Below are 11449 nucleotides of genomic sequence, written 5' to 3' on the forward strand. Positions count from 1 at the left end.
CGATTCGCTGTCACTGCGCCCGTTTGGCGGATCGAAACCCACAGGGTTCGACAAGGTTTGGTGCGCTCGGCGAGACTCGAACTCGCACAGCTTTCGCCACTACCCCCTCAAGATAGCGTGTCTACCAATTTCACCACGAGCGCTTGGGAACTTTCACTGTTCACGTGGCCTGAGGATTGCGCCGTGAACAGCCTCAAATTCTAGCCTGAAATTCCCCGGGGCTCACGGCTTCGACGCAGCAGGCGCAGCGGCGCCGGGCACGGCGGCGGCACCTGCCACGGGCGCGCTGGCTGGAGCGCTGGCAGCGGGTGCAGCGTCCAACAAGCCCGGGGTCACCGGGGCCGCCTGACGATGCCCGCTGAAGTACGCCATGGCCAGCGTGCAAACGAAAAACAAGGTGGCGCACACAGCCGTGGCGCGGGACAAGACGTTGGCGCTGCCCGTCGCACCAAACAGCGTTCCCGACGCACCGGCGCCGAACGAGGCTCCCATGTCAGCGCCCTTGCCGTGCTGCACCAACACCAGGCCGATCATGGCCAAGGCACTCACCAGTTGCACCACCAGCACCAGGTTCATCACGAATTGCATGTCAGTTCTCTCAGGGAAATCAAACTCAAAAAGGAAGGTCAGGCACGGCAAATCGCATCGAAGTCCGATGCTTTCAAGGCCGCCCCACCGATGAGCCCGCCGTCGATATCGGGCTGGGCGAAGAGTTGTGCGGCGTTGTCGGGCTTGACACTGCCGCCGTAAAGGATGCGCATTTGGGCGGCCGCCGGCGTGGCCGCCAACAACTGCTGTCGAAGTCGTGCGTGCACGGCCTGAGCTTGCTCTGGGGTGGCGGTCAGGCCGGTACCGATGGCCCAAACGGGCTCGTAAGCCACCACAACCTCGCCGATGCGGGCGCCCAGCGAGCGGATGGCAGCACCCAGTTGGCGCTGCACCACGGCGTCGGTGTGCCCCGCCTCTCGTTCGGCTCGGGTTTCACCCACGCACACGATGGGCACGATGCCCTGCGCCAGCGCTGCCTTCGCCTTGGCCGCAACGAGCTGGTCGTTTTCCGCGTGGTAGGTCCGCCGCTCGCTGTGGCCGACGATCGCGTAGGTCGCGCCGAAATCCTTCAACATGGTGGCTGACACCTCACCGGTGTAAGCCCCCTGCCCGTTGTGGGCAGACACGTCTTGCCCACCCCACATCACGCCGCTGCCCTGCAGCAGGGCTTGCACCTGAGCCAGGTATGGCAAGGGCGGGCACACGGCCACATCGCTGGACCACGGCCCCAAGGCCAACAGCTCCGACAGCAAGGCCTCGGTTTGGGCCTTGCTGCCGTTCATCTTCCAATTGCCAACGACCAGGGTCTTTCTCATGTCATGTTCCTCGCCATTGCAGAACGATCTTGCCGATCACCTCGCCGGCCTCGAGTTGGGTGTGAGCCAGCGCGGCTTGGTCTGCGGGCAAAACGGCCTGCACCTGGGGTTTGATTCCCACCCCGCCCTGCCCTTGCTCGATGGCGGGCCACAAGCGATCACGCAATTGGCGCGCAATCGCGGCCTTGAACGCCAACGACCGCGGCCGCAGGGTGTTGCCGCTGATGCGCTGCCGCTTGCGCAGCAACAGCCCGGCGTCCAAGCGCGCGTCGCGCCCCCCTTGCGTGGCGATCACCAACAGCCGCCCGTCCTCCGCCAGCACTTGTTGATTGCGGGCGATGTAGTCGCCGGCCACCATGTCGAGGATGAGATCAAAACCGCGCCCTCCCGTGAACGCCAGACCCTGCTCGACAAAGTCCTGGTCGCGGTAGTTGGTGGCCCCGTCGGCTCCGAGGGCCAAGCAGGCTGCGGCGCGCTCGGCGCTTCCCACCGTGACCCAAACCCGCGCACCAGCCCAAGCGGCCAGCTGGATGGCTGTGGTGCCGATGCCGCTCGCACCACCGTGCACCAATACGGTGTCGCCGGCCTGCAGATCGCCACTGTCGAACAAGTTCGACCACACGGTGAAGAAGGTCTCCGGCGCCGCGGCGGCTTCCGTCAGCGTCCAGGTCGCGGGCACGGGCAAGCACTGCGCCACCGGGGCCACGCATCGCTCCGCGTAGCCACCGCCCGACACCAGGGCGCAAACGGCATCACCCACGCGCAGACCCGCGGCATCCAGGGCCCGTTCGTCCCCCGACTCGATCACGCCAGACACCTCCAGCCCCGGAATCTCCGAGACACCCGGTGGCGGTGGATACAGGCCCTTGCGTTGCAGCACGTCGGGGCGGTTGACCCCACTGGCGTGCACACGGATCAGGCACTCGCCCTCGCCATGCCGCGGCTCGGGGTGCTCCACCACGGTGAGCACCTCCGGTCCGCCGGGCTGGCGACAAGCGATGGCCCGCACGAGGGCGTTACTCCTGGGCCGGAGCGGGCGCGGGCTCGCGGGCGATCAGCGCCTTCATCGACAGCTTGACGCGACCCTTTTCATCGGTGTCCAAGACCTTGACCTTGACGATCTGGCCTTCCTTCAGTTCGTCGGTCACCTTGTCGATGCGGCGATGAGCGATCTCGCTGATATGCACCAAGCCGTCCTTGTTCGGCAGGATTTGCACCAAGGCGCCGAAGTCGAGGATCTTCACAACCGGACCCTCGTAGGTCTGACCCACGACGGCTTCGGCGGTGATGTCTTCGATGCGCTTCTTGGCCAGGGCGGCCTTCTCGGCATCGGTCGAGGCGATGGTGATGGTGCCATCGTCGCCGATGTCGATCGTGGTGCCGGTCTCTTCCGTCAGCGCCCGGATGGTGGCGCCGCCCTTGCCGATCACGTCACGGATCTTCTCGGGGTTGATCTTCATGGTGTAGAGGCGAGGCGCGAAGTTCGAGACTTCGGTGCGGGCCTCGCCCATGGCGTCCATCATCTTGCCCAGGATGTGCAGGCGGGCTTCTTTGGCTTGCGCCAGAGCCACTTGCATGATTTCCTTGGTGATGCCTTGGATCTTGATGTCCATTTGCAGGGCGGTCACGCCATTCGTCGTACCTGCCACCTTGAAGTCCATGTCGCCGAGGTGATCTTCATCGCCCAGGATGTCGGTCAGAACGGCAAATCGGCTGCCGTCCTTGATCAAGCCCATGGCGATGCCGGCCACGTGCGCCTTCAGCGGCACCCCGGCGTCCATCATCGACAAGCAGCCGCCGCACACCGAAGCCATGGACGACGAGCCGTTGGACTCGGTGATCTCCGACACCACACGCAGGGTGTAGGGGAACTCTTCCTTGCTCGGCAGCACGGCGATCAGTGCGCGCTTGGCCAGACGACCGTGGCCGATTTCCCGGCGCTTGGGGCTGCCGACGCGACCGGTTTCGCCGGTGGCAAACGGAGGCATGTTGTAGTGAAACATGAAGCGGTCGCTGAATTCGCCGGCCAAGGCGTCGATCAGTTGCGCGTCGCGATCGGTGCCCAGCGTGGTGGCCACCAGTGCCTGTGTTTCACCCCGGGTGAAGAGCGCCGAACCGTGGGTGCGCGGCAACACGCTGTTGCGGATCTCGATCGGGCGCACGGTGCGGGTGTCACGACCGTCGATGCGGGGCTCGCCGGCCAGGATCTGGCTGCGCACGATGCGGGCTTCGATCTCGAACAGCAGGTTGTCAACCTCCACGCCGTCGAACTCGGCGCCCTCGGCCTTCAGCGCGTCCTTGACGCTGGCGTAAGCCGCTCGGCAAGCTTCGGTGCGGGCCTGCTTGCTGCGAATCTGGTAGGCGGCACGCAGCGCGGGTTCGGCCTGGGCCGTCACCTTGGCGATGAAGGGCTCGTCCTTGGCGGGCGGGGTCCACTCCCACACCGGCTTGCCGGCATCGCGCACGAGGTCGTGGATGGCATTGATGGCCACTTTGCCCGCCTCATGACCAAACACCACGGCACCCAACATGACGTCTTCGCTCAGTTGGTCGGCTTCCGACTCCACCATCAGCACGGCGGCTTCGGTGCCGGCCACCACCAAGTCCAGCTTGCTGTTCGTCAGCTCGGTCTTGCCCGGGTTCAGCACGTACTCGCCGTTGATGTAGCCCACCCGTGCGGCACCGATGGGGCCATTGAACGGGATGCCGGACACCGACAGCGCGGCGCTGGTGGCGATCATGGCGGCGATGTCGGCCGACACCTCAGGGTTCAGCGACAGCGTGTGGATGACCACCTGCACTTCGTTGAAGAAACCCTCGGGGAACAACGGACGGATCGGGCGGTCGATCAGGCGGCTGGTGAGGGTCTCCAATTCGCTGGGGCGGCCCTCACGCTTGAAAAAGCTGCCGGGGATCTTGCCGGCGGCGTAGGTCTTCTCGATGTAGTCGACGGTCAACGGGAAGAAATCTTGGCCAGGCTTGGCTTCCTTGCGGGCCACGACGGTGGCCAGCACCACGGTGTCGTCGATGTTGACCAGCACGGCACCGGTGGATTGACGGGCGATCTCGCCCGTCTCCATGGTGACGGTGTGCTGACCCCAGGTGAAGGTCTTGGTGACTTTGTTGAACAGGCTCATGGGTGTACTCCTTGGGATTGAGGAGCCGGGCTCTGCAGGCCGTTCGCCATGACATGCCCAAGAGGTCGAAAGACGCCTTGGGGATGGCATGCGGTCACGGGTTGCGAGGTCTCCGGCAGGGAACGATGGAAGAAGAGCCCGGTGCACGGGCAGCGGGCTCTTCGTTCGGCGTGCTTACTTGCGCAGGCCGAGCTTTTGGATCAGCGCGACGTAGCGGCTGCTGTCGATGCGCTTCAGATAGGCCAGCAGGCTCTTGCGGGTGTTGACCATCTTCAACAGGCCGCGGCGGCCGTGGTGGTCTTTGGCGTTGGCCTTGAAGTGCGGCGTCAGGTGGTTGATGCGGGCGGTCAACAGGGCCACCTGAACTTCCGGGCTGCCGGTGTCGTTGGCGCCGCGAGCGTGGGCCTGGACGATCTCGGCCTTGTTGATGGACATGGTGTTTCCTTCGAAAAGTGGAACGCCGCTGCCCAGGCTGTGCTGAAGGCCATGCGGTTTCCGGGGTTGGACTTGCGAACGCGAGGGAAACCGCCCCGCGCCGTGCTGAATGCTTTACCGAACTGGAACGCTCAGCAAAACCGGCGAAGTATAGCGGGTCTGTGCAAGGTCAGATTTCGGCGAGATCCCAGCGCGGCTTCACGCCAAAGGCTTGAGGCGCCTGCGCATGCGAAGCCCCCGCCGCGTGGCGCATGGCAGCGGCCAAAGCGATCATGGCGCCGTTGTCGGTGCACAGGCTGAGTTCGGGGTAATGGACCCGAACGCCCCGGCGTCGACTGGCTTCGTTCAAGGCCGCGCGCAAGCTTTGGTTCGCACCAACACCACCAGCGACGACCAATCGCTTCAAACCACTGTCGCGAAGCGCCATCAGGCTCTTCTTGACCAACACGTCGACGATGGCCGCCTGCGTGCTCGCGGCCAAGTCAGCCGCCCGCACGGGCAGTTCCGCACCGAGCTTTCGAGCTTGGGTGAGCACGGCCGTCTTCAGGCCCGCAAAGGAAAAGTCCAGCGTGCCACTGTGCAGCAAAGGCCGAGGAAGCGCAAAAGCGCCAGGGTCGCCGGCTTCGGCCAAGCTCGCCAAGTGCGGCCCACCGGGGTAGGGCAAGCCGAGTAACTTGGCCGACTTGTCAAAAGCTTCGCCCGCGGCGTCGTCGATGGTTTCCCCCAGCAGTTCGTAGCGCCCGACGCCCGTGACCGCCATCAGTTGTGTGTGACCGCCGGACACCAAAAGGCACACGAAGGGGAAGGCGGGCGGATCGGCCGACAAAAAGGGCGACAACAAATGCCCCTCCAGGTGGTGAACCGCGAGCGTGGGTTTGCCGATCGCCGCCGCCAAGGCCACTGCGACACCCGCCCCCACCAGCAAAGCGCCAGCAAGACCCGGCCCTTTGGTGTAGGCAATGGCATCGAGATCGCTCCAAGCCAGACCGGCGTCGGCCATCACTTGCCGCGTCAGGGGCACGACGCGTCGGATGTGGTCGCGCGAGGCCAGTTCGGGCACCACGCCACCGTAGGCTTGGTGCATGGCGATCTGGCTGTGCAGGCCTTGGGCCAACAAACGCGGATGCCCATCGTCCAACTCGACGATCGCCACGCCAGTTTCGTCACACGACGACTCGAAGCCCAGCACCCGCCAGGGCGGGGCCTTCACGCCTTGTGTTCCTTGGCGTGGTTGATGGAGTACTTGGGGATCTCCACGGTCACGTCGGCTTGGCCCAGGATGGCTTGGCAGGACAGGCGGGAATCGGCCTCCAAGCCCCAGGCACGGTCCAGCATGTCTTCCTCGTTTTCTTCCATTTCCGAGAGCGACGCGAACCCTTTGCGCACGATGACATGGCAGGTGGTGCAGGCGCACACCTGGTCGCAGGCGTGTTCGATTTCAACACCGTTGTCCAGCAGGGCCTCGCACAGCGTGGTGCCCGCAGGGGCTTGCAAAGTGCGGCCTTCGGGGCAGTACTCGGGATGGGGCAAGACGGTAATCGCGGGCATCAGAATTGCTCCACCGAGCGGCCGGTCAAGGCCTGTTGAATCGAACGGTTCATCCGAGCGGCCGCGAAGCTTTCGGTTCCCTTGGCCAGAGCCCGCACGGCTTCGTCGATGGCATCCGCATCGTTGCCCGAAACGGCCGCGTGCAGGTCTCGAAGCAGCACGTCGATCTCACGGCGCTCCTCTTCCGGCAGCAAGTCGGCATCGGCCTGAAGCGCCGTCGCGGTGGCCGCCAACATGCGGTCACCCTCCACACGGGCCTCGCGCAGCTTGCGCGCCTCCATGTCGCTCTGCGCACTGGCAAAGCCGTCGCGCAACATGGCGGCGATGTGCTCGTCGCTCAAACCGTAGCTGGGCTTGACGGTCACTGCCGCCTCAACGCCGCTGCTTTGTTCGCGCGCCGAGACACTGAGCAAGCCATCCGCGTCCACCTGGAACGTCACGCGAATGCGGGCCGCACCCGCCGCCATGGGCGGAATGCCGCGCAGTTCGAAACGCGCCAGCGAGCGGCACTCGCTGACCAGCTCGCGCTCGCCTTGCACGACATGCAAAGCCAATGCCGTTTGACCGTCCTTGAACGTGGTGAAGTCCTGCGCCTTGGCCACGGGCAAGGTGGCGTTGCGCTCGATGATGCGCTCGACCAAGCCCCCCATGGTTTCCAGTCCAAGACTCAAGGGGATGACGTCCAGCAACAGCAGCTCGCCGTCCCGCGCGTTGCCAGCCAGCGCGTTGGCCTGCACGGCCGCCCCCAAGGCCACGACCTCATCGGGGTTCAGGTTGGTCAGCACGGGCTGGCCGAACAACTGACCAACCTGCTGGCGGATCGTTGGCATGCGCGTGGCACCGCCCACCATCACGACGCCTTGCACCTCGCCGGGCTGCAGTTGGGCGTCCCTGAGCACCCGGCGAACGACCGAAAGAGTTCGGTCCACCAGGGGTTTGGTCTGGAGCTCGAAGGTCTCTCGGGTGACGGTGACGACCAGCGGTCCGTCGTCCAACTCGCATCGCAACTCGGTTTGCGTCAGGTCGCTCAGGCGCTCCTTGGCGCGGCGAGCCGCAGCGTGCAAGCGTTGCCGGTCCGCGGCGCTGCGCGTTTGACGTGCCGTTTGCGCCCTCGCCCAGTCGGCCAGCAGGCGGTCAAAGTCATCGCCACCCAGGGCCGCATCACCGCCCGTGGCCACCACCTCGAAGACCCCTTTGCTCAAGCGAAGCAGCGACACGTCGAAGGTGCCGCCGCCCAAGTCGTAGACGGCGTAGAGGCCCTCGCTGCCATGATCGAGTCCATAGGCAATGGCCGCTGACGTGGGCTCGTTGATCAAGCGCAGCACCTTCAGCCCGGCGAGTTCGGCCGCATCCTTCGTGGCTTGCCGCTGTGCGTCGTCGAAATAGGCGGGCACGGTGATCACGGCCCCGTACAGCAGGTCGTCGAAGGTGTCTTCGGCGCGCTGGCGCAAGCTGGCCAGAATCTCGGCCGAGATCTCCACCGGGCTCTTGGCCCCTTCGCGCGTTTGGACCGCCACCATGCCGGGGCCGTCAATCAAGGCATAAGGGAGTTGGTTGGCGTTGGGCAGGTCGGACAGCCGGCGCCCCATCAGGCGCTTGACGCTGGCGATGGTGTTGTCGGGGTCTTCAGGCGCGGCGGCCAGGGCCTCGGCACCAATCTGGCGGCGCCCATTGCCCAGCACCCGGACGACCGACGGAAGGATCACGCGGCCATTGGCATCGGGCAGGCACTCGGGCACGCCGTGGCGCACGGCCGCCACCAGCGAGTGCGTCGTCCCGAGATCGATGCCCACGGCAATGCGCCGCTGGTGGGGGTCGGGCGATTGACCGGGTTCAGAGATTTGCAGAAGCGCCATGCGAGGGATGCGGAAGGCTGGTCAGCGTGGGGTCAAAGCGGATGGAGCGCGTCGCGGCGACGCTCGATGTCGTGCAAGAAGCGTTCAACGAACATCAGCGAGCGAACGGCTTCCGCGGCACGTGGGCTGTCGGGCTGGTCGTCCAAAGTGCGATCCAAGGTGTCGAACAAGCCCTTTTGACGCGCCATCACCTGAGCATGCAGCCCATCGATGGCGGCGTCGTCGGCAGCCTCGTCCAAGGCCTCGCGCCAGAGCATCTGCTCCATCAGGAAGGCCGTGCACATGTGGGTGTTGCTCTCGGCTTCGATCGGTGTGCCGCGGCGTTCGCACAGGTAAGCCGCGCGGCGCAGCGGGTCGCGAAGGCGGCGATAGGCCTCGTTGACCCGCAGCGCCCATTGCATGGCCTGGGCCTGGGCCGCAGCGCCCTGCCCCACATGGCGGTCTGGGTGCACTTGAGCAGCCAAACGCTTCCAGCGTGCGTCCAAGTCGGCACGGTCCAATCGGTAGCGCTCGGGCAGACCAAACAGGCTGAAGTCGTCGCTGGCGAGGTTCATGGCGTTCAAAAACAAACGCGGCCAAGGGGCCGCGCTTGCCCTTCAAGACTGGGCATCAAATGCGGAACGACTCGCCGCAGCCGCAGCGGTCTTTCTCTTTCGGGTTGATGAACTTGAACCCTTCGTTCAGCCCTTCGCGCACGAAGTCGAGTTGCGTGCCGTCCAAGTAAGGCAGGCTCTTGGGGTCGATCAGCACCTTCACGCCCTGGTCTTCGAAGACGACATCCTCCGGTGCCACCTCGTCGGCGTATTCCAGTTGGTAGGCCAAACCGGAGCAGCCCGTGGTCTTGACGCCCAGCCGCACCCCCAAGCCCTTGCCCCGGCGAACGAGGTTGCGGTTGACGTGCTTGGCGGCGGCAGCGGTCAGGGTGATGGCCATGGCAGTGTCCTCAGGCCGTCGCACCCGCCTGAGCGGTCGCCTCGGCGCTTGACTTTTGCCGGTAGTCGGCCACGGCTGCCTTGATGGCGTCTTCGGCCAAGATCGAGCAGTGGATCTTGACCGGGGGCAGTGCCAACTCCTCGGCGATTTGGCTGTTCTTGATCGCCATCGCCTCGTCCAGGCTCTTGCCCTTGACCCACTCGGTCACCAACGAGCTCGACGCGATGGCTGAGCCGCAGCCGTAGGTCTTGAAGCGGGCGTCTTCGATCAGCCCGGTTTCGGGATTGACCTTGATTTGCAACTTCATCACGTCGCCGCAGGCGGGTGCACCGACCATGCCGGTGCCAACGGCCGCGTCGCCCTTGTCGAACGAACCGACGTTGCGGGGGTTTTCGTAGTGGTCGACGACCTTGTCGCTGTATGCCATGGTGCTTGCCTCAGTGTGCGGTCCACTGGATGGTGGACAGATCGATGCCGTCTTGGTGCATCTCCCAAAGGGGGGACAGTTCACGCAGCTTGGCCACGCGGTCTTTCAAGGTGGCGATGACTTCGTCGATTTCGGCTTCAGTGGTGAAGCGACCGATGGTCATGCGCAAGCTGCTGTGGGCGAGTTCGTCAGAGCGACCCAGCGCCCGCAAGACGTAGCTGGGCTCCAAACTGGCCGAGGTGCAGGCCGAGCCCGAGGAAACCGCGATGCCCTTGATACCCATGATCAGCGACTCACCCTCGACGAAATTGAACGAGGCGTTGACGTTGTGGGGCACCCGCTGATCCAGGTCGCCATTGATATAGACCTCGTCGATGGCCTGAATGCCATTGAGCAGGCGCTGCTGCAGGGTGCGGATGCGTGCCAATTCCCCGGCCATCTCGGCCTTGGCAATGCGGTAGGCCTCGCCCATGCCCACGATTTGGTGGGTGGCCAAGGTGCCCGATCGCATGCCGCGCTCGTGGCCTCCGCCATGCATCTGCGCTTCCAGTCGGACGCGAGGTTTGCGCCGCACGTATAGGGCGCCAATGCCCTTGGGGCCATACGTCTTGTGGGAAGCCAAGCTCATGAGGTCGACAGGCAGGACGGCCAAGTCGATGCCGATCTTGCCCGTCGCTTGCGCAGCGTCCACATGGAACAGCACCCCGTGTTCGCGGCACAGCGCACCGATGGCGGCCACGTCTTGGATGACACCGATTTCGTTGTTGACCGCCATCACCGACACCAGCAAGGTGGTGGGGCGCAGTGCCGCCTTCAGGGCTTCGAAATCGACCAAACCGTTGGGCAGCACGTCAAGATAGGTCACCTCGAACCCGCGACGCTCCAGTTCCCGGCAGGTGTCGAGCACGGCCTTGTGCTCGGTCTTGACCGTGATCAGGTGGTTGCCCCGGCTCTTGTAGAACTCGGCCGCGCCCTTGATCGCCAGGTTGATGCTCTCGGTCGCCCCGCTGGTCCAGACGATTTCGCGGGGGTCCGCATTGACGAGGGCCGCCACGTGAACGCGCGCTTGCTCAACGGCCGCTTCGGCCTCCCAACCGTAGGCATGGCTGCGCGACGCCGGGTTGCCGAAGTGCTCACGCAACCAAGGCATCATGGCGTCAACCACGCGGGGGTCCACCGGCGTGGTGGCGCCGTAGTCCATGTAAATGGGGAGATGCGGGGTCATGGAGTCAACAGGTTCAAACAGTTCACTTGCTCAGGGCGTTGCCCAGCGCGAACACAGAGTTGGGGCCCGTGACGCGGATCGGACGCACCACCGGGTTGGGTGAAATCGCGCGCTTGAGCGGCGTGCCTTCCTCGGGGGTGAACCCTTTGGCCCGCTGCTCGTCCACGAGGTGACGCAGGCTCACGCTGTTCAAGAACACCAGCATGTGGTCGTTCAGGCGCGTCCACAGCTCGTGCGTCAGGCACCGGCCGCTGTCGTCGCCCATGCAGTGCTCTTTGCCCCCACAGCCGGTGGCGTCCAGCGCCTCGTCCACGGCCAAGATGACGTCAGCCACCGTGATGTCTTCCGCACGCCGTCCCAGGCTGTAACCGCCGCCAGGGCCGCGGGTGCTCTCGACCAATTCAGCCCGGCGCAGCTTGCCGAACAGCTGTTCGAGGTAGCTCAACGAAATTTGCTGGCGCTGGCTGATGGCCGCCAGGGCCACGGGGCCGTTGTGCTCGCGCAGGGCGAGGTCCAGCATGGCG

Annotated in this window: 13 protein-coding genes and 1 tRNA gene; all 14 read right to left on the reverse strand. The window is 65.1% G+C overall.

Features of this window, described 5'->3' with window-relative positions; translation table 11 throughout:
- Positions 1-58 precede the first annotated feature (58 nt).
- Positions 59-143: transfer RNA gene (locus O9335_RS12800), tRNA-Leu, on the reverse strand.
- A gap of 79 nt (positions 144-222) precedes the next feature.
- Positions 223-588, reverse strand: a complete 366-nt coding sequence (gene secG, locus O9335_RS12805) for a preprotein translocase subunit SecG (RefSeq protein WP_298388700.1) — start codon at positions 586-588, stop codon at positions 223-225.
- 38 nt (positions 589-626) lie between these two features.
- Positions 627-1364, reverse strand: a complete 738-nt coding sequence (tpiA, locus tag O9335_RS12810; RefSeq protein WP_298388702.1) for a triose-phosphate isomerase — start codon at positions 1362-1364, stop codon at positions 627-629.
- Between the two features lies 1 nt (position 1365).
- Complete coding sequence (locus O9335_RS12815) at positions 1366-2373, reverse strand: NAD(P)H-quinone oxidoreductase (RefSeq protein ID WP_298388704.1); 1008 nt, start codon at positions 2371-2373, stop codon at positions 1366-1368.
- A 7-nt stretch (positions 2374-2380) separates the two neighbouring features.
- Positions 2381-4501, reverse strand: coding sequence for a polyribonucleotide nucleotidyltransferase (gene pnp / locus O9335_RS12820; RefSeq protein WP_298388706.1), 2121 nt, complete (start codon positions 4499-4501; stop codon positions 2381-2383).
- A 174-nt stretch (positions 4502-4675) separates the two neighbouring features.
- Positions 4676-4936, reverse strand: coding sequence for a 30S ribosomal protein S15 (gene rpsO / locus O9335_RS12825; protein ID WP_298388709.1), 261 nt, complete (start codon positions 4934-4936; stop codon positions 4676-4678).
- 169 nt (positions 4937-5105) lie between these two features.
- Complete coding sequence (gene tsaD, locus O9335_RS12830; protein WP_298388711.1) at positions 5106-6146, reverse strand: tRNA (adenosine(37)-N6)-threonylcarbamoyltransferase complex transferase subunit TsaD; 1041 nt, start codon at positions 6144-6146, stop codon at positions 5106-5108.
- The gene (gene fdx / locus O9335_RS12835) at positions 6143-6484 is read right to left on the reverse strand and encodes an ISC system 2Fe-2S type ferredoxin (RefSeq protein WP_298388713.1); all 342 of its coding nucleotides are present in this window, start codon (positions 6482-6484) and stop codon (positions 6143-6145) included. The genes tsaD and fdx overlap by 4 nt, the downstream gene beginning before the upstream one ends.
- Entirely contained in the window at positions 6484-8340 is a 1857-nt protein-coding gene (gene hscA, locus O9335_RS12840) for a Fe-S protein assembly chaperone HscA (protein ID WP_298388714.1), read from the reverse strand. Before hscA ends, fdx begins: the two co-directional genes overlap by 1 nt.
- A gap of 32 nt (positions 8341-8372) precedes the next feature.
- Positions 8373-8894: a Fe-S protein assembly co-chaperone HscB gene (gene hscB, locus O9335_RS12845; protein WP_298388715.1), complete on the reverse strand. Its 522-nt coding sequence runs from the start codon at positions 8892-8894 to the stop codon at positions 8373-8375.
- Positions 8895-8949: 55 nt separating this feature from the next.
- Positions 8950-9273 (reverse strand): iron-sulfur cluster assembly protein IscA, encoded by a 324-nt coding sequence (iscA, locus tag O9335_RS12850; protein WP_298388716.1) that lies wholly within the window; start codon positions 9271-9273, stop codon positions 8950-8952.
- A gap of 10 nt (positions 9274-9283) precedes the next feature.
- Positions 9284-9700, reverse strand: coding sequence for a Fe-S cluster assembly scaffold IscU (gene iscU / locus O9335_RS12855; protein WP_298388717.1), 417 nt, complete (start codon positions 9698-9700; stop codon positions 9284-9286).
- Between the two features lie 10 nt (positions 9701-9710).
- Entirely contained in the window at positions 9711-10925 is a 1215-nt protein-coding gene (locus tag O9335_RS12860) for an IscS subfamily cysteine desulfurase (RefSeq protein ID WP_298388718.1), read from the reverse strand.
- Between the two features lie 22 nt (positions 10926-10947).
- Positions 10948-11449, reverse strand: a 502-nt coding sequence (locus O9335_RS12865) for an Rrf2 family transcriptional regulator (RefSeq protein ID WP_298388719.1), incomplete at its 5' end; no start/stop codon positions are given.

The sequence above is a fragment of the Inhella sp. genome, assembly GCF_027532025.1.
In the GTDB taxonomy this organism is placed as follows: Bacteria; Pseudomonadota; Gammaproteobacteria; order Burkholderiales; family Burkholderiaceae_C; genus Inhella.

What these genes read in the sequence shown, in the direction of transcription:
- secG (WP_298388700.1), bottom strand. Translation starts at nt 588, where the DNA reads ATGCAATTCGTGATGAACCTGGTGCTGGTGGTGCAACTGGTGAGTGCC.
- tpiA (WP_298388702.1), bottom strand. Translation starts at nt 1,364, where the DNA reads ATGAGAAAGACCCTGGTCGTTGGCAATTGGAAGATGAACGGCAGCAAG.
- pnp (WP_298388706.1), bottom strand. Translation starts at nt 4,501, where the DNA reads ATGAGCCTGTTCAACAAAGTCACCAAGACCTTCACCTGGGGTCAGCAC.
- rpsO (WP_298388709.1), bottom strand. Translation starts at nt 4,936, where the DNA reads ATGTCCATCAACAAGGCCGAGATCGTCCAGGCCCACGCTCGCGGCGCC.
- fdx (WP_298388713.1), bottom strand. Translation starts at nt 6,484, where the DNA reads ATGCCCGCGATTACCGTCTTGCCCCATCCCGAGTACTGCCCCGAAGGC.
- hscA (WP_298388714.1), bottom strand. Translation starts at nt 8,340, where the DNA reads ATGGCGCTTCTGCAAATCTCTGAACCCGGTCAATCGCCCGACCCCCAC.
- hscB (WP_298388715.1), bottom strand. Translation starts at nt 8,894, where the DNA reads ATGAACCTCGCCAGCGACGACTTCAGCCTGTTTGGTCTGCCCGAGCGC.
- iscA (WP_298388716.1), bottom strand. Translation starts at nt 9,273, where the DNA reads ATGGCCATCACCCTGACCGCTGCCGCCGCCAAGCACGTCAACCGCAAC.
- iscU (WP_298388717.1), bottom strand. Translation starts at nt 9,700, where the DNA reads ATGGCATACAGCGACAAGGTCGTCGACCACTACGAAAACCCCCGCAAC.
- O9335_RS12860 (WP_298388718.1), bottom strand. Translation starts at nt 10,925, where the DNA reads ATGACCCCGCATCTCCCCATTTACATGGACTACGGCGCCACCACGCCG.